Raw genomic sequence first — 26523 nt, 5'->3', positions numbered from 1 at the left:
GCAGTTTATTTTAGTTTCTTTTTAATTAATGGAAAGCGGAACTTCCGCCTAGAAAGTATCAGCTTTTAGAATGTCAGAATAGTTCACTTTCATTTCAATCGTTCTGCCCGAAAGCTGTTCCTCAATTAATCTTATCATCATTACTTTGGAATTCGGGTAAGTAAATTTTTTGAAGACATAAATGTTTCTAAAATTCTTCTTGAAATGCTTTTGAGGATTTAGTTGAAAAAGTGGCGTCATCTCAATGCTCTGGTTATTGGTAGCCTTATGAATCTTTTTATCTTCTATAGAAAATTTTAATGCCTCAATATCATAGCTCAGATTAGAATTATTTTTAAAAGTCATATCAAGGAAAATGTAATCGCTGATGACATAGACATTATTGAGCTGGAAGCTGAGTTTAAGATTTTTCTCTTCTCTGATTGGGTTATTTTCAGATTTCTTCTGAATGATTCCCATTGCAAATCTTCTAAGTTCAAGGTTAGAGAAGACCATTTTATCGAACTCAATAGGCTGCATCGCTTCAGGCTGAATGTGAATATTGGTAATTGTATTCAAATTTTCAGAATGTCTGTAAACCGCTTTATATTGTGCAATAAAAGATTGCCCCACAACGGTAATAATTCCAGCTTGATCTCCATTAAAAAAGATGGAGGTCTTTTTCTTTTTATCTTCTGCAGATGTTTGACTATCTGTAATTTTGATTCTTGCAATATTGGTCGTTGGTAAATCCCCTGTTAGTTTTTCAGTTGATAAATCGACGTATTGGATAGGTTCAGGAGAAATAATATGCAGGTTGACCCCTTCTGCTATTTCTATTTCTGGCAGATCAGAAATAATTTTTTCTTTGGTTGCTGTTTGAGCTTTGAGAGTCGCTGTAAATAGTAAAAGTGTATATAAAAATGATTTCATTGCTTTTAAGGTTTTGTTTGGTTTTTTGAATCTTTCAATTGTTTTTCGTCAATCAGAAATACATAAGAATTGTACTTCAACTTGGCTTTATTGATTTTAATGAGGTTTGCGATCGACTTGGAAGTGGATGTAAATAGTTTGGAACCAATCGTTGTAAAAAATCCTTCTCCACCCATATCCATTTGGGTTCCCTGAACTGAATTACTTCCCATTTCTCGAATCATATCTCTGAAACCGCTTTGCGGCACATACAAGCCTTTCATACCATCAACATCGTAAATAGATAGGTTGATGGGAAAAATCTCTCCTTTAGCAAATACAGAAATGATTTTCAAATCAACTCTCTGCATTGTAAATCCTGAGATTTGACCATACAGAATGGAACCTTTACTGATATTCCTGTTTCCAACATAGATGTCCTCCAGCAATCGAAATCTTATTCTGCTTCCCAAAAACCCTTTGTTGTTTTCATCGATAACAGCCTTGATAAAACTATTTTCCTTGTCTTTATAAATGGCATTGAAGTCATGATTGATACCTGACTTACTGACATTGAAAGTAGAATTAAGGAACTCGTTCATTTTTTCTTTATTGGCTTTTAGCTTCTGTTCTGCCGCCAACTTGCTTTGATACTCGGGATCTCTTGCTTTCTCTAAAGAATCCATCACCAGCATTTGCTGTTTCAGATATTTTACAGGATCTTGCTGTGTATTTTGCTCTTTAGTTTTAGGCTTTTCAGTCTGAATATTATCTTCTGCTTTTCCGTTGGATTTGTCATTCAACATTTTAATAATCTCAGTCGATCTTTTATAGTCCTGATCTTCTTTACCTTGTTTAGGGTTATAATAGGATGATGGATTTCCGTTTGCCTGATATTGACTCTGCCTTGAATTGACAGCTTTTATTGAATCGATTCTTCTTTTTTGAGCTAATGACAACTGGTCGTCATAGCTTAGAAAACTGTCCTGTTCCCTGTCTAATCCTCCAAGCATTGTTCTATTATCATCTTTTTTGAAGAATGCATCATAAGCATCATTTTTAGTCATAATGGAATCCTGAGATTCACCCAGTAATGTGGAAAGCTCCTTTGGTTTTTCCATAGGCTTATCATCCTTTGTAAACTGAGCTCCTACATACGCAAACAGTAAAATGAACGGCAGAGCAAGAAGAGGCAGAACGTATTTTTTTTCTTTAAAGTTGATTTTCTTAATGTCCATTTTTTAAGTGTTGGTATTGGTTAAACAGATATTCTATTCTCAAGCTGTCTTCTTTTTTTAAGTCTTGCCTATCTCTTTTTACTTTCAGGGATTGGAGCTCAGCTACTATTTTCTCCATTTCCTTTTCATTATTTGGTAAAGTATTTTGAATGACTGAACTCTTGGAATAAATAACAGGGGGCTTTATTTTGAATGTCATATCTGAAGGAAAAAATACACCTTGTACAATGGATATGATGAAGGAAACGGATAAGAAAGCCATCGAATACATAAAAAACTTCTTAGGATTTCTCACTGCCCAGCCTAACCATTTCTGTCCGTTTTTTTTAACAAAAGCATTCATCTTAGTAAGAGTTTTTATTTTGGTTAGACAATTCTTCGTTATCAATGATTCGCCAGTTTTTAAGAAGTACACCGTGAGGATTGTTAGGGCTTCTAATGATGTCATCAAAAAATCCTTCCGTAAATAATTTTCGGGTAATGACAGAAGATTTTCTTGTTATCATCTGTTTTCCAAAAAATTGAAATTTCTTATTTTCCATATCCAGGCTAATGGAATCTGTGTGGATAGTGACCATTGAACTGGAAGCAACAATCTGATTATAAAATCCCTTTTCTCTTAGGTTGGTGTACTCCTTTTTCCCACTGTCATCAATGAGATACAATGACTTTTGGATATTCTCTTTGATATAAGAATCATCAGAAGCCAGCGTAAAAAAGAGTCTGTGGAATAATTCGATCTGTGCTTTATATTCCACAGGTCTGTTCAGAAATACATCGGTCTGCTTGGCAAGAACCGGAACTCCATTGTCCAAAATGTAGATTGATTTTCTCGAATCCTGAATCATTTTATAAGAAAAAAAAAAACCTGCAATGATGATGAAGACAGCAAATGCAATAGCGCCCAATGACACTACCTTATTGATCTTGATTCTCTGTTCTATATTTTTTATAAGCATTTCTTAAAGATTTTTACTTGGACTACTTTTTATTTTTCATTGCATCATTCACCCTTCCTGATGCAGAAGCTGCCGCTGCAGACTTCGCTGCGGAAGCTCCGCCAGTCTTAACTGCCAAAACTGCTGTTTTTGCTCCACTCGCAATTCTGCCTGCTGCACTTTTCATTTTGGTCATCGCTCCTGCTCCACCTGCGGTTACAATCGTATCGGCAATAGTTGGGGTCATTAGAACTCCGATTCCTGTGACGATATAAGCCACGCAGGTAAAGAGCTGATTATAAATCATTCCTGAGTTTGTAACATAGACCATCAAAGCATCTAAATCGGTAATGGTTCCGTTGGTTAAAAGCGTATCATATCTTTCGATTTCCATCGTATAGCCCGATGCAATCAGTTGTTGTCCGATGTTGATGATCGTATAGGCAACAAAAGTGTAGAGATTAATATTGATGAATTTTGACACCCAGCTGTATAAAGAATTTTCAAATCCCGGAATCAGTGACATTCCAACTGCAATTGGTCCAAGAATGATTAATATATATGCCCAGATTTTTTGGATAAAGAAAATGAGGTAGACACATATTCTTAGAATTGAAAGACAAATAAATTCGATGACTTCCGCCACTAATTTTTGTAATTGAAATTCCATTCTGATCTGCCATTCCTTAATAGGTTGCAACAATTTATCTATACCCTCGCTGATATCAAACCACGAATCATCAGCATCCTTGCTGGTATTATTGATTACTTCCTGCTTGGCATCCTCTTCAGCATTGATTTTAATAACAGCATCCAACAATTTCTGTTGTTTTTTGAACCTTTCAATTCTTAAATCATTGACCTCAGATTCGATGTCACTAAAAATGGCAATTCCCGGTTCTGCGAGTGCTTCGAACGGAGCTTGCAAAAGATTAACAAATCCCATCCAATAAATGAGTGTAAATCCAATAAGAATAGGTTTGAGCATCGGTGTAATTTCCCATTCCCGATCTCCGGCTGCCATTTGCCATCCCATATAGCCGAGATACATCAACGCTCCTAAACCACCTATTGCTCTTCCTACTAATGCTGAACCTTGTGCACTATCCTGTACACTGTTATCCAGTTTAGTGAAGACTTCCATAAACCATTTTTCAAAAGCACCGTCACCTTTTAAAAACTGTAACAGATTGCTGTAATCACTATCGGTCTGAGCAAAGCCCATTATCGGCAACCCTATTGCAAACAGGCAAAAAAAGTATGTCAGTTTTCTATTCATATTAGTATTTGTGTTTGTATTGCTGCATCATATTTTGGACAATCTGTTTATCTGAAGCAGGCGTCCATTGTGTCGGTAAAGCTGTGGGTAAATGGCTATTCAGTATATTTTTATAATCTAGCAGTAGAGTCGTTTTCTTATTATGCTTTCTTAATTCCTGAACAAATTTTCTCCATTTGATAAGGGTTTCGTGATACATTACAAACCGCTTTCCTCTTGGCATATCCATAGAGCGAGACATTAAGTACTTATCTTTAATGAGATCCAGTTCTTCCTGAAGTCTCTTTAATGTACCAGTTGTATTGAGCGATTCATAGGTCTGCTGATCTTTCAGTCTCCATTCAATAAAATTCTGTGGAGTATCAGGAAATTCTGTGATTGGTTTCAGCATTCGCTTGTAGTACAAAAGCCAGAGAGGGTCAGCATCGACAGTTGCAGAAGTCCAATGGGCAAGATCCTGAACACTTCTTTTATAAATCGTATCGGAAGCAGCTTTGATTTTCTTCGCTTCTTCTTCCTGAAATTTTAACTGGGCTAATCGTAGATTCTGTTCACCTGTTGGTTTCAATGGTCTTATATCATCACCATCTTTATAATCCCTGTTAATCTTAGGAGCCCACATTCCCCAGACCGTTGCATAGGCAAAATTGGTTTGAATACCTAAAAAGTATTTTGGATAGGGTCGCCAGTCTCCCCAGCTTTCAAAAGTCATCCTTTTATGCTGCGCAACAATTGCAGGGTCGTTCAATCTCTTTACACTGACTTGTCCAAAAACATTTGCTACAGCAAAGAAGAAGAGGAAAAGTTTTGCTTTTTTGAATTGATTTTCCATAAGTCTACTCGAATAGGTGTTTGTATTTTTGAATGATATCACCGATAATGGCTTTGTCAACATTGAGGTAATTTTTAAGTACAGGAACTTGGAACAGGTATGGGATTTTCTTCGCATTTTCCAATCTTAAAATGATGTACAGGATATTACCATTGATATTTCTTACCCTCGTAAATATTTTCTCAATGAGCATTTCTCTGTCCATTGCATCCATCAGAAAATCTTTATCTTCGTTCAAGACATCCTGAGTAACTTCCTGCCGTAGCTTAATGACCTGTTTGCCTATTTCGGTGTAGTATTTTGACACCAATACTGCATATTCAGGATGTTGAGTAGACAGATCCAGCATCTTATTGGAATTCGTCACGATCTTTCCTAAATACTGATACAGATAGACTAATTTTTTGCTTTGTGTGAGCGCTGAATTGACATTTTTAAGCTGCTGGTAGATGTATTCCTGAATCGCAATAACTTGAGTTGTCTTGTTGTTGATATCATCATACAGCTCCTTTTGTTTTTCATAGGAATCCAAAAAAGCCTGTTCACTTGCCATTCTAACACCATGATTGAGTGTGATCTGTGAAAGCAGTTTATCATTGATAACAATCTGCTGGCTTTTTGCGAAAATGCCGGATAATAACGCTACTCCAAGGGTTAATATTTTATTGCTCATTTCTTTTATTATTTCATTATTGAATTCGCGAATCTTCGATTTCATTTTAAAAGGATTTGATATTGTTCATTATACTTTCTACAACCTGTTTATCTCTGTTGACATAATACTGGAATGCTCTTTTGTTTCGTAAAACCTTTGCCTTGATATCTTTTATTTTTAAAAGCATATGCGTAGAATTTCTACTGATTGCTTTGATTTCGCCCAATGCATAATCGAGCAAAATTTTACGCTCCGATTTTTCCATCTGGTTGATAGCTCCATAAGACAGGATGATTCCTGCGATTAACCGAGTGACCATTTGGAGGTCATCTACAAACTGTATTTGTGATGGCAGAACTGTTATGATTGAATAGGGAGCAGTACTGATCTCATTAATAATCGCAGTTTGATTATCCGTAATCTTCGTTATCTCTCTGCTCATAGCAATTCCTGTCGGTATTGCCTGAATAGCAAATGATACAATGCGCAGCCTGTCCTGTACTTTAGTAATCTTTTCCTTGAAATCTTTCCATTGTGATTGATTGACAGTTTCCACCGAAGCATTTACAGTCTGCTTCTGTCTCATTTCTTTTTGTCGGTCGTGCTCTTTCATTGCGGCATTGATCTCTAAATCCATCATTGGAAAGGAAACATTTTCCTGTTGCCACGCAGGTGTAGAACCGCCACCGGAAGAAGTGATAACGATATAAATAGGAATTGACAGAATTAGATAAATCCTCTTCATCTCTTGATTTTTAAAAATTCCTCTTATACTTGTTCATTATATTTTCTACAATACCTTTATCGGTATTGATGTAGCCTGCTAAAGGATTGATGGAATTCCAGAATCCCAATCGGTTGGCTTTTTCAAGTCTTAGCTTTATTGCCAAAAGCCATAGTTTTAGGTTTTTTACATTTCCCGAAATGTTATGCAGGATTTTATATCGGTCTCCTGCAGTAGCCAGATTCAATTCTCCGGATGCCAAAATATCAGTGATATCTGTGACTATTTTCAGACTTTGTTCATAGGTTTTTTGTGAAGCTTTAGTTCCAAATATGGCATATTGAGGATGCTGGGAAGCCAATTGAACAACCTGAGCAGAATAATCATAGCATTTGTTCAGCTCAGTGTAAATCTGTTGTACCTGAATTCCATTTTGTAGTGTTCCGGAAACTTCCTTCAAGCCTTTCAATATTTTATTCTGAATATCATTGGCAGCTACCATCTGAGTTCCTACCCAGGTTTGTGCATCCTTTAATTTTGATGTTTCTTCGATGACCTCGTTCTGCTTGGCTTTCAGATTTTCTGAATACAGAATCATTGCAGCCGTTACCGTAGGATCGATGTAGGTGTTCTGAGCATATAAAAGACTACCAAATCCTAGAAATAGAAGACTAAACTTTTTCATACTGATAATTTTTAGTGATTAATTCTGAAAAACTGATTTGATGATCTTCAAGTTTCTGTGAAATGACCTTGAAAACATTTTTCCCTTTGTTCTCATTTTTCATCCTGCGGTAATAGGACACAATCTTTTGGTCTAAAGGATTTTGATACAGGTTGACCAGCGAAACAAGATTTTCAAGGCTGTCTCCAAAAACTTTTAAATCAGAGACAATTTTCATAAGTGCTTCATCATAGCTTCCGTACTTCTGCACATAATACTCTACTGCCGATTTTTCAGGTTTCTCTGTCGTATAGGTTAAGTACTGTTCTATTGAAACTTCATTACCATAGACTTCTCCTTTAGAACCTCGCTTAAGATAAAACTCCTTGAACCTGCTTCTTCCGGATTTGTTATTGAGGTTGTTGATCGTGAATATTTTGTTCTGCTCGACTTTATTCAATGAAAGTAATGCGGCTATCCTATCGAAATTGTCCTTGAATTTGGTCTGGTCAAGAAGAATGAAAGTATCCGAATTATTGATAATGGAGTCTTTAACAACTGCATTTCCAATGATGTCGTCCAGCTCCTGTGTTACCACCACTGCTTCTCCCCAAAATTTCCTAACCGTTTTGTAGAGATACAAAATATATCCACCCATCAGTTTACTTGCGATTGCTTTCCACGCTTCTTCGATAATCAGAGCTTTCCTTCGGTCTTTTCTGAGTCGCATTTTCTGAATGAATGTGTCCATAATGATGAGTGTCACAATGGGAAAAAGTTTGGGATTATCCTTTACGTTGTCAATCTCAAACACGATAAATGATTCATCAAACAAAGTGTTATCAGCAGATTCGTTGAGTGTTGTTCCATATCGTCCACCTTTATAAAAATCCCTTAGAACAAATAGAAAAGTTCGCAGGTTGAATTCTCTTTCTGTGATCCTGTGTTTCTTATTATTCAGATAAAGAGGAAGAAATTTGTCACAGTAATCATAGAAACCATTAAATGAGAGTTCTTTTGCATCAAGCCTTTCTTCCAGTTCTTTGATTTTTCTGATGATAGTTTTTCTAAACGATTCGTTCCAGTTTTCTTCTGTTTTATCCTGTTTAATGATTTCATTGGATTTGATAAGAATCAATTGAGTTTCATTATAAATCCTTCTTCTCTCTTCATCACCCAACGTTTCATAAGCTTCATAAACTGTATAGAATTTTTCATTGTCATAATCAGGATTATTAATGTTCTTATCAGGATGATAGAACTTCAATAGTTTCCTTCCGGCTTCCTTGATCTCTTCAGAACTTGCATTGAAAGTAATTCCTAAAACATCGTAATAAGTCCGCTGTTCATTAACTTCATTCTCATACTGAGCATAAATATCTTCTTCGTGAACGTTATATTTATTCAAATAAAGAATTAATTCTTCTGAAGTTTTATTCTCATACCATTCAGTTCCCGAATTGAAATATTGATGATAATAGGACATTAGCACATTATCCAATATTGATTTCTGGGCAGATGACATCGAAGCATCAGGGCCTTGCCAGATAAGGAAGATCAAATTGGTCAAAAACTCGATCTTTTCGATATTGAACTCTTTCTTATCCATCAGGAAAGGATTCATTGTGATTGGCTTTTCTTCAGTGTATTGAATATATCTACCACCTTTGTACTTACAGGTTCCTGAATAGGAATCACCGGTATCGACGATAACAACATCATAGTTGTAGGTAAGATATTGCTCAATGATATTATTCATTAGAAAACTCTTACCTGATCCACTGGGTCCGAGTACAAACTTATTTCGGTTATTGATCCGTCCTATTTTCATAGGCAGATCAGCAGGATCCACTTTCAATGGAACACCTTGCCTGTCCGTAAACCTCAGATAGAAATTAGATTCTTCGTTCACGGGGTAACTCTCTTTAAAAAAAAAACACAAGGCCGCTTCGCTTGTCGTCATAAATAGATCGTATTCCCTGAGTTCCGTGGCATTGCCGGGAATGGCAGACCGGAAGAGTTCCAGTTGATTATAAGCATTCTTGGAAACGATTATGCCTTTCGTGAATAGTTTGTTTTCCATCAGAGACTGAGTTCCTTCCATTTTTTCCAGAGTGTCGGTTGAAAATAACAGCGAAAAATGAGCGTTGACAACCAATTGCCCATCGATAGCGATGTTATGCAGAAGTGTTTGAATTTCTTCCGCTATAATGGCATTGGATGGAGAATTATTGGCTGCACCTTCGTGCTTTTTCTTTTTTTTGTCGAGTTCTCTTTGTTGCTGTGCCTGAAGGGGAATCGTAATCACCTGATTATAAATGATGGTTTCATAATCCTCCAATTCATTGATGAATGTAAAATTATCAACAGCCGTTTCTGACGCTGCACCATTTCCTCCAAGTATGGAATAAGGCTCTATTTCAGAAGGAAGATCAATGTTTTCAACATCTACGTAAGAAATATTTTTGACGAATTTATTTCCTATCTGCAGATATTCATTGGTTGATTTAATATTATCAAAAGCGGGAACATCTGAAAAATGCATCGACAATACACCGGAAATGTAATGTTCAAAATCCTTTTCAAATAAAAATTGTGGTTCACAGTCATTTTGTTTTAAAAGCATAAATACCTTTTGGCATTTATCACGAAGCTCTTTATAGCTCTTGTCAGAGAAATGGTAGTGCTTCATTTTCTTTTTCAGCTTATCATCCACAATATCCGTGAAGAGAAGTACAGTCTCAATGGTTTTAAAAAGTCGCCCTTCAAAATGTTCTGAGTATTTCTGCTGTAGAAATTGGCTTGACTCTTCAGCAGTGTATTTTTTCTTGGAAAAGAAATCTAGTTTCTGAACGATTCTGCCCTCTCCTATAATAGATACTGTCTGATTTAAAACCGTATGGAAATTCAGGTAATTGTCAGGATCAGCCGAATACTGCTCAACAGGATTTTTTATTTTGATTCCGATGATTGGATTTCCGTACTGCCCAAACAGAACATCAAAGTCCCACCCGAAATCTTTTCCCATATCAAAACCGATAAAAGGAATGTCAAATGCTTGTTTCTTTATTTTGGACATAACCTAAAAGTGTTTTATTGTTTATTTTTTTTGGAAAAATCAAAACCTGATCGAAGTTTTTGGTCTTAGCATACAAACCGTATTTATCCTGTCTTTTGAATATAAAATAGACCCCTCCTCCTGTAACTGCGAGTCCTAAAAGAGAACCCAGCAATCCGAATTTGGATAATATAAGTGCTGCGATGACACCGACTCCAATGACGCCTACTGCGTAAAAGATGTATTTGCCTTTGAGTCCGAAGAATACAAGGGGTTTCTTAAGCCCCTTGTAGAGATAGAACCCCATATTAAGCAAAGAATGCTGTTACGAATTCCGGAACTACCAATAAGAAGATCATCGCACCTCCGTAGCCCAAGATTTCCTTGTTGACATCCTGATCGCCATTCGTCCATTTGTTGTACACTCGCAGACCGCCGATGAAACCGACCAATCCTCCGACAGCTTTGAGGATAAGCTTGATCGGATCCCAATAATCTTTGATGTCATTGGCTGCATTGGAAATTGCTGTTGCACCACCCTGTGCAAATGCAGGGGTTACAACAAGGAGAATTACACAAGCAGTCAATAACTTTTTAAACAACTTGCAATGTTTCGATTTGTAGTTCATAATGATTAAGAATTTATGTTTAGAATTGTGTTTATTTAGCTTAGAATTAGGCATAAGGGGTGTGCTATCCGCCTTTTATAGGCGGATCATTTCAGTAGTGAAAAGTGTGGATTAACCTCTTACATCATTGATTGATAGACCTTATGTCCATCTTGGTTTAGAATAACCTGAACATTGGTCTCGGCGAGATTTAGGAAGTCTTTAAATTGTTTATGTAAGGCGTCGAGGTTTGGAGATGGAATCTCTTTTTTTTCTTGCTCTTGAATAATGTTTTCCGGTTGGGAATCAAGTGAAACAGTTTCCTTTTGTTCTTTATCATTTGGCCTTTCGTGTTTTTCGGGAACGTTGTATAAATCATCAATATCCTGCTCAGACTCATACTTCTTTCGAATGTGATCAAGGTCACGGCTTTCATCTTGTTGCTCTTCCTCATTAGCCGGAAATAGCTCTTTCTTGTTAAAAGAATTAGGAGTATTGATATTTTCTACATCATCGATCTCTATTCTATGTACTTCGTTTTTGTTCTCTTCTGAAAATTCCGTTAAAGAATACTCTTCAGTTTCATCTGCTTTTCTTGAACTGTCTTTTTTCAAAAAAAGATCATACACAATATTGCCTGCATAATAAAGCAGATAAATGGCTATGATAGAGGTAATTATTTTAATCATATTTTGTAATGAGTTTATAGTGATCGGTTATAATGTAATTTCAAGGCAACTGTTAATGTGGTCAATTAATTCGTTGAATGATTTCTCTACAGCATATTTCTGTTGATTAGTTAATTTCCTGGTATCAAGAATTTGCAGACAATTTCTTTTGAATACAGGATTCTTCAATAGCAGTCCATACCTGCTGATTTCGGCATCCATTCCTTCCTGATTCTGGTATACATAGCCTTTATCATATCGAGAGCGTATGAATACCCTTTCTGCCTGACTTTCCAACAGTCCCAAAAAATTAATGAAGACCAAACTTGATTTTGCTGAGACATTGGAATATTCAAAGGGAATAACAATGAAATCACTGTAAATAAGCAGGTCACTATACTTTACATCCAATGTGCCTGCAAGGTCAAATATGTTGATCTCTTCACTTTCTTTCAATGCAATCAAACTATCAAAATCTGAGAACGGTTGCTCATTCTCTTCATCAATGATTTCAACATCATATAGTTTAGGAGTATCAAGTAACTCATCTTCTTTCCACTTGTGGTAAAACGACTTTTGAAAATCGAAATCGAATACATTGATCTTTCTTTTAGAGTGGGCAGAAACATAATTGGCAAAAGCTATAGCCAATGTTGTTTTACCTGTTCCTCCTTTTTGAGTTGCAAATGTGATTATCATAATTTTACATTGATTACAGATTTTTGAATAATAGAAGCGATCTTATCGACCTTTCTTTTTCCTCCTCTTCTTCAATTCATTTTCTGCCGGGTCTTTGGAATTGCCTGAGCTTTTCATCAGTTTAAAAAACATCTCATTGATGGCTTTTTTCAATTCATTCCCTTCTTTATTTTCTTTAGTAGTTTCTAATTGAGGGTTTAGGAATTCCTGATATTGCTTTTGTCCAATCATAGATTGCAGTTCCCCGATGTAATGAAGTCTCGAATGAATGACGTAATGTTTTCCATCTTCTGATTTTACAATGTTGACATCTTCTTTATTTTGGCTTTTGAGGTATTCTTTTACGTCGCTTCTGATAGCTTTGAATGTTTCCTTATTATTCAGCTTTTTATTCCCAAAAAGCATAAAGTCTTGTATTTCATTTTTTGGATTTGCATCTTTCAAAAACCTTTGCAGTACTGCTTTAGTTTCATCATTTGGAATATTATAATCCTTAAGACTTTCAAATAGTCTCTTGTCCATTTTCTCCGAAGTGAACTCAAACAACTCATTCATTTTTATCACTTCACTTCCTTTGAAAACAGCACCCGTTTTATGATCAATCACAGTATAGCCAAAAGGTTGAAAATCATCTTTATGGTGGAAAACGATGTCAACCCCAAAAACATCTCTTAGCTTTTTCTGAAATTCACTTTCAAATTCAATTTTCGGCGTCCAATCAGCTTTTTGTTTTTCTTTTGGAAGCATCGCTTCCTGTTTTCTAAAATCCTCGACTTTGAAAACTTTGTTGGAGTAAATATCTTTATACTTGGAAAAAATGGCTTTCAGTTGTTTTGTTCTTCTTTCATTCTTTCTGTTATCATAAACAAGCTGGTCTCCTGATAATGTTCGCTGAATTACGCCGTTTTTCAAAATGGTTAAAAATTTTTCATCATTTGTGTTTTTGCCCAATTTGTAGCCATTTCTGTTAAGTAAAGTTTCAAACTGAGGGAGAGAGCTAATTTTGTAGTTCAGCAACTTGTTCAATACTTCCTCTGATTTTATACCGTAAAGTTTTTCCAGAGTAACAGACAAAGCTTTTTGAGCCTTCAATTTTTCATAGCTGTCATTGATCTTCTTTCCCGTATGCTTATCTACACGGGTCGTAACAATATGGATGTGATTATTCTCGGTATCATTGTGGAAAACCGTAACAAATGGTTGTTTCCCATATCCCATCTCATCCATAAAATCTTCAGCAATCTTGGCAAGTTCTTCTTTGGAATGTTCCCTGAAATTTGTTGAGATCGTTGCGTGAAACTGTGGCTTCAGAACTTTCTTATTTCCGATTGAAATAGCTTTTAAGTAGTCTCTTACTTGTTCTTTACCACTGCTTTCATTGATAAAGGAAGGAAAGTTTTTCATCATCATTAGCTCACCCTTTCCCTTGTCTATTTTTTTATCGTTGTACTTGACTCCCGGAAAATCGAAACCTGCCGGTCTCATTATTTTGACAATCATTTAGAAAGTAGCGAATAGATCCTTTCAAGTATTTTGTTCTGTTTCTGCTTTAGAGAAACCACTTCTACGAGTAACTCTGAAAATCTCTGTAACTCATTTGCCCTAATAAATTTTTGATTATTAGCTATCTTGGCTACTTGATTAATATTCGTTTCAATTTTGATAAAAATATTATCTTGCTTTTCTATAAATTCAAGAATTTCACGCCTCTCGTTGTCCTGCAATCTATTTTCAACTGAATTAACAATTAAACTGCTTAGAGAAATCTTCTTTTCCAAACATTTACGCTTCCATTCGTCTTTTCTACTTTTTTGAATTCTGATAACAATAAAATCTTCTTTAGCCGAATCTTTTTTTTCCATCAAATAGGAATAAAGATTAAAGCAGCAATTGCTGAAATACTTACAATAATGGAAGTTCCGACTTTTAACTTTTTTACTTCTCTAATCTGCTTTTTATTGATAACTATGCATTTACCTTTTTTTGAAACACCATAAACATTAATGCTGTCAACTGAAGTAATTTTAAATTGATGAACTTTAGCCTCATAATCTTGAATTTCATATCTCTTTCCAATTTCTAAAAAATTATCATCTAAAGCTTTTCCTGGATTAGCAATTATTGATTTGCAAGAATTTAATAAGATTATCAGCAATACACTGAAAATTAAATACGTTTTTTTCATCGTTAGATTCTTTATCAAAGCTTCAATTGTTAACCCAGCTTGTCACTCCATTTACACTTTTCAAAATGTATGTTCCCGTAGCTGGAGGTGGCGGTACAGTTTCACTAGCAAAGCCAAAAGAACCATCATCCTTCGCAACCACTTTTTTATTATAAGATGAATCACCGTCAGCATTTGGCATTTGAGAAGGCGTAACACTTAATTTCCCGTTGATATTAAGCCATCGTTCAGAAAAATCCCCCGAAATCAATGCAAATTTGTAATCCGTATAATTATTTGTGATACTATCCCAAAAGTTGGTTGAACTTGTTGTAACGGGGGTTGAATGTATTGCTAGTTTATTACTGACGCTTCTATTTCCTGTAGCCGGACCTCCGGCACCAATTCCAATAAAAATATTATTAGAACCTGTTCGATTACCTGTACCAGATAAGTAACCAATTGAGATATTATCATTACCTGAAGTGATATATGACATTGCGCCTGCACCAATTCCAATATTTCTACTACCTGATATGGTTCCGTTTACGATTCCATTTAATGCAGAAACGCCAGCCGCATAATTCAGTTTGCCTATAACAGTTCCCTGAGACATTGCATAAGCACTTGCAGAGTTTCCTTTTCCTGAAGTAATATTAGAATCTGAAGCAACAATAGAATTGTATTCTCCTGATATTGGACTTCTGGAATTTCCAAGAACATAATTTTCCTTCTTGTCAAAATCTAGATGCAAACTATTTTTAACAACGAGTTCAACAGTTGAAGAATTTCCACGAAGAGCTACTGAATTTAGGTCACCGTCTTGAGTAAAAGATCTCCATATATCACCATCAAAAAAGTAGTATCCTTGTTCCGTGAGTAATGCAGTCTGAGGATTACTAGTAATTGCATCAAAAGGCTCGGTCACATACACAAAACAACCTTTCTTTGATAAAGTGTAAGTTTTGGCAGAAAGTAGGTCGCCTGAAATTCTTGGAGGTATTATCCCATCATAATGATTGACATCGTTTGGTTTTCCAACAACTTCGAGAGTCGCTTGAGGAGTGTCAGTATTAATTCCTACTTGACCATGAATCAAAGTTATTGACAAGATCAATAAAAAATAACTTAATTTTTTCATCAGTGTTTGATTAAAATTTCTGAGACAAAATTGAGTGTAAAAAACCTACAAAACAATAGTATTTAAAGGCTTTGGAATAAAACAGACCTATTACGAATCTTATGAAATTTGGGAAGATTAAAAAAAGTTAAATTCGCATAATTTAGAAATACTCATTAGTTGAATAATCAAAAAAACAAGTTCCGCAGTTGTTTTTCTTTTGTATAAAAGGAAAAAAATGATTAGATATCAAAATTCGAAGTATATAACGATACAGTATCTATAGAAGTCTTTATTGATGGTGGTTTATACCATACAAGGTGTACAAAAGTGGTACAAGATTAAAATGCTGCAACATCTTTTTTTTCTACTTTTCCGCTCGAATCTCGTCAGATTAAACACTTGTAAACCAGCATTTTAAAACATTTTAAAATAAATTTAAAAATACATTTGTACTACTTTTGTACACCTACATCCTTTTAAATTACTACAAATCAAACAATTAGCATTTCCCGAATGCGGAAGTGATAATTGATGATTGGGTTGATTTTCTTTTGACCTAACATATTATTCCTCATTTAAAAGTTTGAGTTTTCGGTTTATGTATATTAAAGTATTTTCTCTAAACTCTTCATACCAAGAATCAGACAATATATCTGCAGGGTCTACTTTTTCAAGTCCAAAATTCCCCGTAATTAATCCGATTTGAATACCAAATTCGCGAACAGCTATATTCGGATATTCTAAATAAGTATGCGCCATTATTGCTACTGCTTCATCTTGAGTATATTCTTCATTGGGAATCAATTCAAAAATAGCGTTAGGCAAAACGGAAAGACCGTTAAGTATCGCTTCGCCAATTAGCTTCATATTTCCAGCCTTATAGTATTCTTCAATGGCATCACTGAAACTTTTTGCAAAAATCAAATCCATTATCTCATAAAACTCTGATGATATTGAGTGATTTGAGGATATAAGATGATTCAGATACCTACTTAATGGATAAGTTTGCCGAAGGGTTAAGTATTTATCATAGTGTAATAGAAATTTTAATAAGTCCGGTAATTTTAACTCACATTTTGTAAATGTACCTAAATCAGCAAATTTGACTATTGCAGTATATTTTTTAAGCAATTCAAGAATTGTGTTTTCGTCATGAATTTCTTTGGCTTTAATAAAATAGTATAAGCTTTTGAAATGATTATCTAATTCAAGTCGATATTCAAAAAATGCAGTAGCAATATTCTTTAATTTATCATTTTTGTCGAAATTAAAAGCTAATAAATTAGTTTTAAAGTCAAGCATAAATAAATTTTCGGGATCAATACTTAAGCCTTTATCAATATAGCGTAATGATTCATCAATCTTATCAAGTTTCTCATAAGTATATGCAATCCAAAAATATCCAATCGGAAATCCATTCATCATTTCTTCTTCATACTCATTTGATTTTAGCATAAGGGATAACCCCTCTGTATGTTTTTTATAAATATGAGAGAGTGTTACACCTTTACTAAATAATGCCTGTGGAAGATTGGGATTAATTTTTAAAGCTTTATCATAACAAACAATTTCTTCCTCATGGTTATGTAAGTCATAGTATATTGAACCTAAATTTTTCCATGCTTGGGCATTATTTGGGTTTATCTGTAAGCATAGCTTATATTGTTTAACAGCTTCTTCCAAATCACCCAGACTTTTTAAAGTATTGGCGAAATTATAATGTCCGATTTCGTTATCATTCCCCTCTAAAAGATACTGATAAAAAATATTTTTTGCTTCAATGAGCTTGCCTTTGCTTCTTGTTACAACACCGTCTTCTGCCAGAATACAAGCTTTGGTTAAATAATGATTTTCTGTACCTGCATTTTCAATACATTTATTTATCGTTTGTAATGCATCCTTGTAATTAAAGGACATATATTGACTATGTGCCAAACCTTCAAGTATTACTACCTGATTTTTCTGTTTTTCCTTTAACAGGCTTTTAAAATAGAAAGAAGCGTCCTCGTATTTACCAGCATAATAATTTCGCCAAGCTAAAACCTCTGTATTTGACAATTCTGTATATTCTAATGCCCTTATACCATCAATTAATGTTTTTATGCTAAAAATATCTTGAACATATTTTGTGACAACATTCCAATCAATCTGACTTAATTTATTAGCCCTTGGAATATTTATCCTAACCATTTTTTGTATTTTAGTTAGGTCGAGATTTAGGTCGTTGTACCAGTACCAATAAGCTTCCTTGTCCTCCTGCACATATGCAACCAGCAAAACAGGTTCAAGCTTTGTATTGAACAACCCTAATGTAGACTGTTTAATAGATATTGAAACATGTTGTTTGTTAGACTCTTTCTCTTTGCTTTTTAGTTGCACAGAAAAATTTAATCCTGTCACTTGCCCATTTACAGATATGTGCGTTATATAGTCTATTCCATAATCATGGTCTGGCTTATCTGCAAACCATTCGTTTGGCAAACAATTGCTATAAAACTTATTGGATTCTGTTTCTAATATGTGATTCTTATGTCTGTTAGGTTTGTTCATGGGCGTGAAGTTATTTACTCAATTAATGATGAGCTTAAATTTCATTCAGTCTTTTTCATCGAGTGAAATCACAGTTTAATTTATTATTTTTTATTTAATAACAAAATATCCTCTAGTTTGAAAAGTGAACTATACTCCTTTAATGGTGGAAGTTGTAATGTGATAGGCTCATTATGATCATTTTGGATAAATAATCTTAATTCATTTTGAAATGAATACTCATCAGGTTTTGAAAAAAAATCAAGTTTTCCATCATGGCTTTTCTTATCATAATATTTTACTATATCCATTTTATAACTTAGGTTCATACCCTTCAGACAATCTTGTACGGCGAGAACAAATTTCATTGGTTTTTCGATTAACAAGATTGTATCTCCAAATTCAGCAAATCTTTCATCAAATACAATAAAATCTTTTGTATTATGTTGATAGACTGCAGTACAACAAAACAAATTTCCATTGAAATCATGTATATGATCATATTTAAAAGCCGATTTTAATTTTATTTCCCCCTCCTTTGGCTCTTTAGAAAAATTGAATTCTTGACCATTATTTGCTTGCAAGATAATTTTAGAAACTTGCGTAATATTTGTTGCACCTTCAGATTTATCGAATCGGGCATCTTCCTTTTCACAAATTTTAAAAAATTCCATTGGATTACAATATACTAAACCATCTTCGTACAGTGAATAAATGTGTTCAAATTTTCCAACTTTAATAATTCTAGTTATAGTTTTTTCTATCATCGTTTTTTAAGATTAAGTTTTATCTGTAGCTAACGGATCGTACTGCAAAGATGAAGCAAACGAAGAACGAATATTAAACTATGCAATTTCGCTCCGCTAGTGCTGTATCCGGATTATACCCAGATTATTTCATCTCAAATTTATTAAATGTATCCACAATAAATTCACCTCCTGTTTTGTCAAGCCATTCATTTGTTATTTCAATGAAACCAAATAATAGTTTTGAATAGTTATCTATATATTTTTGATTAACCTGATGCAAATGGGTTGAATGTTGAATTCTCTCTTTTAGTTTGATATCACCAAAGTCAGCCACCATCAATTTATCGTTGGGCAGCAGTTTGCCCAACATCATCCTGTCAGGTAACTCAGGATTATTGGAAGAGATTATTTTAAATCCAACTGCTTCATTGCCCTTGATAAATAGATCATAACAATTTCTTCCGTTTGTAAATGCGTTATACCAATCTAACCATTCTTTAAACTTTACAAGCGTGACTATCTTTTCCTTTTTAAAATTGGAAACAGAAATGATATTATCAATTTGCTTCTTGAGTGACTGTGCGTTCAATTCAAAATTTTTGAATAGATGAAATCCAAGTATGTTTCTGTTTGCTATATTGCATTTCAGCACCTCTTCTGATAGACTTAAGACCAACCCTGTATCCGATAAAAGATTGCTACTTGAAGTATTCAAAACTATTTTCCTAAAATGATTTGTAATAGTTAAAAATTCAGTATCTATGTCTCTTTTGAAATAGTCTTCCAACTCATCGTGAAGTAAACCTCGGTCTCTTAAAATGGTTAAGTTTGCTTTTATAGCTGCTACTATTTTCTTCTTTTCAACTTGCTTGTCCTTCGAGTTGAGATTGTATCCTATGAGGCGCCTGTGTTTAATATCAAACGGTAAATCTTCAGCCAATCCGAATTCTTGATTAAAAATGCATACAATTTTTTCCCAGCCTAATGATTTAATGGCATAGCCGAGTTCAAATATTACGTTGGGATTAGGCGTTTTACGACCATAGTAATCTGAGTTAATTATTGATAGGTCACAAATGAACATTCTTGAATTGTCAATCTTATTCAAGATGGTATTAATTATTTCTGGATTGCCAGGTTCTCCAGAAGTATCCTTGTCCAAAGTGAAATCAACTAGTACCTTATTTTCATTATTGAATTCGCCAAGTGCCGTCTTTATGCAACCTTCAATGAAGTTTTTGTTGTTTTTTAAATTCAAATCCGATTGCCACGAGAAAAATATTGTCATTTCTTCATTTTATTTTATTTCAGTTAACTTGGTCAAAGTGGGAAACGGCTATGCGAAGGAGCGGAATAGATAGACCGAATGTTCATCTTTGCATGAATTAAGCAAAACCATTTTTTGTTTTTACTAAATTACAAAAAGGAAAAAAAGATGGTTTTTGTGGTTTATAAAGCACAAATTTTGAATTTTGTGTTTAATCCGCTCTTTTATTAAGCCGATTTTCAGTGTAGACTTATTTAGAGAGAAAAGTATTTTTTTCGTCGTAAAATAGATTTACACAGTTTAGTTCGTCTTTATAAATAAAACACTCATTTCTGAAATTTTTTCCGTAAGGACATTTTTCTACTTTGAGACTTTTTACAGTATAAAATTCTATATTATTAACTTCTTCGTCAGTTGTTAAATCATAGTTTGTTTTTGTTTTCATGAAATCAATATTAAGAATATTGTTGTTTAATATAGAATCTCCTGTATAAAAAAGTGATATAACATATACTTTATCGACATTTGAGAAAAAATCATTTTGACGTTTTTTTATTAACTTTCTTATGGTCCTACCATCATTTACGACATCAGTAATAATTAGAACCACCTTAAATTTTTTTTCTTCGTTATTGAAATTTAGCTCTGTTTCTGTATAGTGATGTTCATTATGTCTGTAAGAATAAGGTAAAAAAGTATAAGGTTTATTAAATTTAATTGCTGTTTTGGTTGCAAGGATATTTCCTTCATAACCTAAACCTATAATTAAGTCAATGCTTTCAGGTTGAATTTTTGCCTCTAAAACATCAATTATAGCATTTTTAAGAAAATTAAGATTTTCTTTATTTTCAATTAATTTTGAAATATCAATCCAATTGTGTGCCCTTGATGTCTCGCTCCAATGAAAATGTCCTGAATGAAATAAATTAAGATCTTTAACTTTTTTATACAACTCTTCTGTATAAAATTGATTTTCATAAATGTTTTTTTCATTTTCTTCTGGTACTGAAATTGAGACATCGGTTAATTCATCATTGGAAGAATTTACTTCTGATAAAATTTCAGTTACTTCCTCTGTAATGTTTGGAATTGTAGTTGTTTTAATTTCGATTTCATCATCTTGTTTACAAAGAGTATTATTTCTTTGTTCCCAATGATAAGGGTTATCAAAAGCACCTGTTTTAATTAATCCATAAATATTATTTTTTAATGTAATGTTATCGGCTATTTCAACGTCGTAAATTTTAAAAGCTGAATCATTTTTTTTGGAAGATATTGGTCCGGAATCTGAAATTAAAATTTCACTTTGGCTATGTTTTTCTAAGCTACTTGTATGTTCGTTGCCAGAAAATATAAAATTAATTTCAAGTTCTTGTAGTTTGTTCAGAAATCTAGTTCTATTGTCAATCTTCCATTGACCTGATTTTTTATTTTCATGTACTGAAACTACATTATGATGACAACAAATAACGCTCTTTAATTCTTTATTTAATAAATAAGGCTTGATTTCCTCTTCAAATTTCTCTATTGAGATTAGACCTTCTGTTTGTTTTAAATCTATTTTGTAAGATGAATTAATTCCAATTAATTGCAGTTTTTCATCGATGATTAGATTTTCAAAAACTACTGAATTAGGATGAAACTCTTTACCTAAAAAAGAATTATAAAAATTTTTAAAGTTATAAAACTTAGCCTCATTTATAGATTCTAATTGGCTATTAGGATCCTCTGCTAAACGATTCTCAATGGCTCTTCTGTTTAAGTCATGGTCTCCAGGAATAAGTAATATATTTTCTTTCGATATATTTAATTCGGTAATTATCTTGTTGAGATAAATTTCAGCGTATTCAAACTCTGTTTGTTCTCCCCAATCAGTGATGTCTCCTGTAATTAGTAAATAAATTGTCTTTCCTTCAATCTGCCTTTTAACGAAGTCAATGAAACGCTCGATATATAATAAACTACTGTCATTTTCTTCTGTAGCAGATAAATATGAGTCATGATTTTTTACTTCACCAGTAAACTTTTCATCAAGTGAAACATGGAGATCAGAAATATGTAAAATTATATTACTCATTAAATAGGTTTCGGGTTAAGATTTGTGTATATATAATAATTTAATTCTCTATTATTTTCATCTGTAATTGAAAATATTGATAAAGTTCTATCCTTATTTTCAAGTTTTAAATCCTCTCTACTTAGTGTTTCAATTTTTACTAGGGAAACATTTCCTAAATAATGGCCTCCAGAAAATTCAATTAAACTTTTTGTTATTTTTACTTCTGTACCGAGGCAGACCAAGTCTGATACTACAATATATTTTCTCTTATCAAAATTGTGCTTTTCTAACTTATTATATAACTTTGTTATAGGACCGATTTTATCAAAAACTAAAATATCTAATTTTAGAAGTTTTGATAAAACAGAAACAATAAAAGTACTAGTTAGACTTTGAGAAACTAGAATAGGATTATTATTAATCTCATTTTTCCATTTATATCTAATCTTCATAGCTAACTTATACAATGCAAAATAGATGAAAGGGTTCTCAAGGCTAATAAGCTTCTTTAAATCTATAAATGAATGTAAGTAAACGAATGATGATGAATGTTTTTTACCGTACTCAACTATATAATTCTTCTCTTTTAATATTCTTTCAAATTCTTGATTAAATAGCATTTTTTCATCCAAATTAATCGAATAAATTTCTTCAGTATCACTCGTAAAATAATAGAATGTATCATAACCATTCATTTCATTAGCTAAATTCTTCGGATTAACTATTACATTAATTGATAATGGTTCATGTACTTCTAATGCAATATTTCTAAAGACTAATTTATATCCTAAATCTCTTATATCAATTATTTTTGCAATAATATTTGCTTGTATATGTCTAATGTGGCGAAAGTCTAATACAATATATTTTTGTTCTTCAAATGAAGAGTTTTCTAAAAACATATATAATCGCTCAACAGTTTCAAATTGTAAGCTTGAAACAAATATTCCGTCATTATTATCTTTAATATAATTTGAATTAATTACCTCTTCCGCGTGTAAACTAAAGTACATATAGTTTACATTTTTTATTAATGAAACTATCATATCTTATTAGGCATTTCAACTTCAATATGAACACCTCTAAATTTTACATTAAAAAAACGTAAGGATGAAAATCTGTAATCCTCATTATACTTATTACAAATGTTTTTATAAAGTGAAATGAAATTATTTTTAATCTCATTTTTAATCATAACCATTTCACTTGTAATATCTTGTCCCCCTCCATTTATGAGAGTTTTTCTATGTAATTTGAATAGACGTGTTCTTAATTCACTTAATATATTAAGTTCTTTTGTCATTCGACTAGAAACTATTATTTGTGAGTTTTCTGAATGAAGTCTAAAATAACCATTGGCATTCAAAACAACCGAGACCATTAAATCAAATAATCCTTTTCTGTTTTTTAGTGAAGAGAAATATAACGTTTCAATAATAAAATTAAGATTTTGTAATATTTTTTCATTAATATTTAAACTATTGATCTTGTCAATTTCATTTTTTAGCTCAAAAGGTTGATATAAAAAGTCTGCACTTTTATTTTTAATTGACTCAGTAAATCCTATACCATTATCGGAAATGGAAAACTTTGTTCCAAATTTATTAACAAACATCAATGCATATGTATTAGACTTTGAATGTAAAATTCCATTTGTTATTAATTCTGAAAGTATTTCAATATATAGGTCTAAGTTTTCATTAGTACTTTCATTATCAAAAAGCAATTCTTGAAAATGCTCTTTTACAATATAGATGTATTCAGAAATGAGATAATCACGTCTTTCATCATCGTTTTTATATTTTTGTAGTTCTTGATAATGATTTCTATCATTTAGTGAGTAACATCTAACTTTATGTTCAGGTCTTAGAGACTTATTTATAAAATCTCCCAGATATTCATCGTTGAATTTCAAGATATTTCTTCCAATTGGAAAAGAAGGATTTTTATTCGAGCCAGAAACATGAAAGAAATCACTCTTGTATAAAAAGTTTAGAACTTTTTTAGTTGCGTGATTATTATACAAATTAAGATTTATAGGTTTTGAATAAAACTTACTAAGTTGTTCTGTTAAACTTAAAATTAAAGGTATTGTAATTGGTTCTAAAGTATAATTTGAATCAAAAATATAATTATCTCCATTTTCAGCAAGCTTGAAATTGATATCATTATTTTTTTGTATTTCAGCAGCTACTTCTTTTAAAAATCTTGAGTAAAAAACATAAGGCGTTAATTTCTCGTTATTGTTTAAAACATTTACCATCCGATTATACTTGGTTTTATTTAAGCTTTAACCTAATTTGTTTACATTCGCTAATCATTACACATATACACCAAATATAATAGTGATATGCTATAATGTAGAAAGCATTATCTTTTTACTAAAATAGTAATTTATTGTTATGTAGCATTTAAAACATACAATAAATATAAACTTACCATAGCCTTCATAGTATTTACTTCTTCATCTGTCTGATTATGGCGAATTTTAGAATACCTATTAAATACACTCTCGTTGATGCAAATGACTTGTAAATTTCTTCCGGACGTTTAATTACTTCCTTATAAATAGAACGAAGATGTAACGCTTTAGAAATTGTTTCTGCTGTATGGCCCTTTAGTACGACTCCAATTTAGCCTATTGTTCTTGCAGATTATAATTCTGGATTGGTTCTTTCTCTTATCAACTCCCTATCGTACTCAGAAAGATAAGCCATAAGATTCAAAAATAGCCGACCATTAATAGTTGAAGTATTTAAACCATCTATTAGATCTTTTATTATAATGCCTTTATCAACATATTTCTGAATAAATATTAAAAAAGGCTTTAAATATTATTTAGATTATTTTATTTATTATTGATGTCTTCTTTAAAAATAAGAAATCCTAACTCTAATTAGGATTTCTTATTTTTAATTTCTTTAATATCGTATTTCTTATCTCGGATTGGTTCATCAGGAAGAAAATCTTTTATGGAGCATCCTAAGGCCATTGCAATTAAATTTAGGTGAATTAAATTATATTTTGCTTTTTTAGATGGTGCTTCTATCTGTGAAATAAATCCAATATTCTTCCCAATAGAAAGAGAGAGCTCCTCTTGGGTAATACCTTTTGATTCTCGTATTTCTTTAACACGTTTGATAACATATCTTTCTATTTCGTCTAATGATTCATTCATAAATCAAAGTGAATGAAAAACATTAAAAAATATTATGTACTATAGTACATATTTTGTAAAATATATTTATATTTGTAAAATAAGTTATTGAAATGTAACTTTGCGATACTTCAAAGAAATATAGAAGCTATTGCTTAGAATCTCGAACTGAAAACTGGTAATTTTTAATATGCGAGAGGATAAGTAAAGTAGCTCACGACCTAGGCGTGAGCTCACTTATCTGCATATAAGGTATACCAGTGCCCCAGTTCGGATATGTTGAGTTTCATGCCATTTATTTGAAGGCAAGATGTAGTGAGATAGTGCATAAATTGGTACAGATACTTCATTTGGTAATCTAAGCAGTTTCTTTTAGCAATGATTAAGCTGAAAAAATACCGCTTATGAAAAGAACAAACTCACTGCCCCGAAAGCTTACTGATTTTCAACTGTATGAACTGCTGAAAAAAGGTAATCCAACTTCATTAGAACATATTCATTTACGCTACAAAAGACTCCTTTTCTGGCTTGGAAAACAAATGCTCGATGATGATTTTGTAGTGGAAACCCTTGTGCAGGATACATTTCTTAAGCTTTGGCTACACCGTGACTCCATTGAAACTCCAAATCATATTCTTGGGTTTCTACGTTTTGTTCTAAAAAGAGATTGCATAACGTATTTCAATACTCCGAAAAATAAATTCGCAAGATTAACAGCTTCACTTGAAAGTTTTGAAAATTATCAAGATTATCTTGTCGGATACGATCCAATGCAAGACAAAGAACATCTTCTTCGTCAGGAATCCGATCAGAAAGATTTTGATGAAGTTAATAAGGTCTTGAAGGTGATTAATCCCAAAAGAAAACACTTGATCGAGCTTTGTCTTCAATATGGCTTTCGGTACAAACCTATTGCAGAAGTAATGGGAAGCAGTGTCAAAGATATAAGCAATGAGGTAAGTAGAGCAATAGATGATTTAAGAAAAATCCTAAAGGAAAATTGTAATGACAAGCCACCTATTAAATCTCAGACAAATGAGGTTCACCAAGATGAACTCAGCAGTCAACAAATTGAAATTGTCAGCAGAAGATTTGAACATAAATCTTCATTTGCACTCATTGCAAGAGAACTCAAACTTTCTGAAAAAGAAGTCCATCAGGAGTTTCTTTATGCCTATCAATTTTTGCAGAATCGGAAAAACTCTGAAATACCTGTTTGAT

Annotated in this window: 27 protein-coding genes; 1 reads left to right on the top strand and 26 read right to left on the bottom strand. The window is 32.9% G+C overall.

Annotation, left to right across the window (positions count from 1 at the left end):
- Positions 1-48: 48 nt before the first annotated feature.
- The 26 genes from BUR19_RS04290 to BUR19_RS04165 all read right to left on the bottom strand — a co-directional run bounded on the left by BUR19_RS04290 (position 49) and on the right by BUR19_RS04165 (position 25323).
- Positions 49-912: a DUF4138 domain-containing protein gene (locus BUR19_RS04290; RefSeq protein WP_074233671.1), complete on the bottom strand. Its 864-nt coding sequence runs from the start codon at positions 910-912 to the stop codon at positions 49-51.
- A gap of 5 nt (positions 913-917) precedes the next feature.
- Positions 918-2129 carry a conjugative transposon protein TraM gene (traM, locus tag BUR19_RS04285; protein ID WP_083600636.1) on the bottom strand — a complete coding sequence of 404 codons (1212 nt, stop codon included), beginning with the start codon at positions 2127-2129 and terminating at the stop codon, positions 918-920.
- On the bottom strand, positions 2119-2472 hold the full coding sequence (locus BUR19_RS04280) for a hypothetical protein (protein ID WP_074233670.1): 354 nt from the start codon (positions 2470-2472) through the stop codon (positions 2119-2121). Before BUR19_RS04280 ends, traM begins: the two co-directional genes overlap by 11 nt.
- 1 nt (position 2473) lies before the next feature.
- A complete protein-coding gene (gene traK / locus BUR19_RS04275; RefSeq protein ID WP_074233669.1) occupies positions 2474-3088 on the bottom strand; it encodes a conjugative transposon protein TraK in 615 nt (204 codons plus the stop codon).
- A 22-nt stretch (positions 3089-3110) separates the two neighbouring features.
- Positions 3111-4346 carry a hypothetical protein gene (locus BUR19_RS04270; RefSeq protein WP_074233668.1) on the bottom strand — a complete coding sequence of 412 codons (1236 nt, stop codon included), beginning with the start codon at positions 4344-4346 and terminating at the stop codon, positions 3111-3113.
- A 1-nt stretch (position 4347) separates the two neighbouring features.
- Positions 4348-5241 (bottom strand): hypothetical protein, encoded by an 894-nt coding sequence (locus BUR19_RS04265; protein WP_245799018.1) that lies wholly within the window; start codon positions 5239-5241, stop codon positions 4348-4350.
- On the bottom strand, positions 5183-5896 hold the full coding sequence (locus BUR19_RS04260; protein ID WP_245799017.1) for a hypothetical protein: 714 nt from the start codon (positions 5894-5896) through the stop codon (positions 5183-5185). The genes BUR19_RS04265 and BUR19_RS04260 overlap by 59 nt, the downstream gene beginning before the upstream one ends.
- A 1-nt stretch (position 5897) precedes the next feature.
- The gene (locus BUR19_RS04255; RefSeq protein ID WP_074233666.1) at positions 5898-6578 is read right to left on the bottom strand and encodes a hypothetical protein; all 681 of its coding nucleotides are present in this window, start codon (positions 6576-6578) and stop codon (positions 5898-5900) included.
- 10 nt (positions 6579-6588) lie between these two features.
- Positions 6589-7242 carry a hypothetical protein gene (locus BUR19_RS04250; protein WP_074233665.1) on the bottom strand — a complete coding sequence of 218 codons (654 nt, stop codon included), beginning with the start codon at positions 7240-7242 and terminating at the stop codon, positions 6589-6591.
- The gene (locus BUR19_RS04245) at positions 7229-10300 is read right to left on the bottom strand and encodes a TraG family conjugative transposon ATPase (protein WP_175565865.1); all 3072 of its coding nucleotides are present in this window, start codon (positions 10298-10300) and stop codon (positions 7229-7231) included. The genes BUR19_RS04250 and BUR19_RS04245 overlap by 14 nt, the downstream gene beginning before the upstream one ends.
- On the bottom strand, positions 10272-10586 hold the full coding sequence (locus BUR19_RS04240; protein ID WP_074233664.1) for a DUF4133 domain-containing protein: 315 nt from the start codon (positions 10584-10586) through the stop codon (positions 10272-10274). The genes BUR19_RS04245 and BUR19_RS04240 overlap by 29 nt, the downstream gene beginning before the upstream one ends.
- A 1-nt stretch (position 10587) precedes the next feature.
- Positions 10588-10908 (bottom strand): DUF4134 domain-containing protein, encoded by a 321-nt coding sequence (locus BUR19_RS04235; RefSeq protein ID WP_083600635.1) that lies wholly within the window; start codon positions 10906-10908, stop codon positions 10588-10590.
- A 119-nt stretch (positions 10909-11027) separates the two neighbouring features.
- Positions 11028-11576: an NOC3 family protein gene (locus tag BUR19_RS04230; RefSeq protein ID WP_074233663.1), complete on the bottom strand. Its 549-nt coding sequence runs from the start codon at positions 11574-11576 to the stop codon at positions 11028-11030.
- A 27-nt stretch (positions 11577-11603) separates the two neighbouring features.
- Positions 11604-12254 carry a ParA family protein gene (locus BUR19_RS04225; RefSeq protein ID WP_074233662.1) on the bottom strand — a complete coding sequence of 217 codons (651 nt, stop codon included), beginning with the start codon at positions 12252-12254 and terminating at the stop codon, positions 11604-11606.
- A gap of 42 nt (positions 12255-12296) precedes the next feature.
- A complete protein-coding gene (locus BUR19_RS04220; protein WP_074233661.1) occupies positions 12297-13754 on the bottom strand; it encodes a relaxase/mobilization nuclease domain-containing protein in 1458 nt (485 codons plus the stop codon).
- On the bottom strand, positions 13751-14116 hold the full coding sequence (locus tag BUR19_RS04215) for a hypothetical protein (RefSeq protein WP_074233660.1): 366 nt from the start codon (positions 14114-14116) through the stop codon (positions 13751-13753). Before BUR19_RS04215 ends, BUR19_RS04220 begins: the two co-directional genes overlap by 4 nt.
- Positions 14116-14439, bottom strand: a complete 324-nt coding sequence (locus tag BUR19_RS04210) for a bacteriophage spanin2 family protein (protein ID WP_074233659.1) — start codon at positions 14437-14439, stop codon at positions 14116-14118. The genes BUR19_RS04215 and BUR19_RS04210 overlap by 1 nt, the downstream gene beginning before the upstream one ends.
- A 22-nt stretch (positions 14440-14461) precedes the next feature.
- Positions 14462-15559, bottom strand: a complete 1098-nt coding sequence (locus BUR19_RS04205; RefSeq protein WP_074233658.1) for a hypothetical protein — start codon at positions 15557-15559, stop codon at positions 14462-14464.
- Between the two features lie 546 nt (positions 15560-16105).
- Entirely contained in the window at positions 16106-18091 is a 1986-nt protein-coding gene (locus BUR19_RS04200) for a tetratricopeptide repeat protein (protein WP_074233657.1), read from the bottom strand.
- Between the two features lie 83 nt (positions 18092-18174).
- Complete coding sequence (locus tag BUR19_RS04195; RefSeq protein ID WP_074233656.1) at positions 18175-18837, bottom strand: hypothetical protein; 663 nt, start codon at positions 18835-18837, stop codon at positions 18175-18177.
- A 124-nt stretch (positions 18838-18961) separates the two neighbouring features.
- A complete protein-coding gene (locus BUR19_RS04190) occupies positions 18962-20107 on the bottom strand; it encodes a hypothetical protein (RefSeq protein WP_074233655.1) in 1146 nt (381 codons plus the stop codon).
- Positions 20108-20336: 229 nt separating this feature from the next.
- Positions 20337-22163: a metallophosphoesterase gene (locus BUR19_RS04185; protein ID WP_074233654.1), complete on the bottom strand. Its 1827-nt coding sequence runs from the start codon at positions 22161-22163 to the stop codon at positions 20337-20339.
- A complete protein-coding gene (locus BUR19_RS04180) occupies positions 22163-23191 on the bottom strand; it encodes a hypothetical protein (RefSeq protein WP_074233653.1) in 1029 nt (342 codons plus the stop codon). Before BUR19_RS04180 ends, BUR19_RS04185 begins: the two co-directional genes overlap by 1 nt.
- A complete protein-coding gene (locus BUR19_RS04175) occupies positions 23188-24408 on the bottom strand; it encodes an ATP-binding protein (RefSeq protein WP_074233652.1) in 1221 nt (406 codons plus the stop codon). The genes BUR19_RS04180 and BUR19_RS04175 overlap by 4 nt, the downstream gene beginning before the upstream one ends.
- A 391-nt stretch (positions 24409-24799) precedes the next feature.
- The gene (locus BUR19_RS19260; protein ID WP_370874195.1) at positions 24800-24955 is read right to left on the bottom strand and encodes a recombinase family protein; all 156 of its coding nucleotides are present in this window, start codon (positions 24953-24955) and stop codon (positions 24800-24802) included.
- An 86-nt stretch (positions 24956-25041) separates the two neighbouring features.
- On the bottom strand, positions 25042-25323 hold the full coding sequence (locus BUR19_RS04165; RefSeq protein ID WP_074233651.1) for a helix-turn-helix domain-containing protein: 282 nt from the start codon (positions 25321-25323) through the stop codon (positions 25042-25044).
- A gap of 383 nt (positions 25324-25706) precedes the next feature.
- Between BUR19_RS04165 and BUR19_RS04160 the strand changes: the two genes are divergently transcribed.
- Complete coding sequence (locus BUR19_RS04160) at positions 25707-26522, top strand: RNA polymerase sigma factor (protein ID WP_074233650.1); 816 nt, start codon at positions 25707-25709, stop codon at positions 26520-26522.
- Position 26523 lies beyond the last annotated feature (1 nt).

The sequence above is a fragment of the Epilithonimonas zeae genome, from assembly GCF_900141765.1.
Taxonomy (GTDB): Bacteria; Bacteroidota; Bacteroidia; order Flavobacteriales; family Weeksellaceae; genus Epilithonimonas; species Epilithonimonas zeae.
Note: the sequence above shows the minus strand (reverse complement) of the source record. Positions and strands in the feature narration are given on the sequence as shown.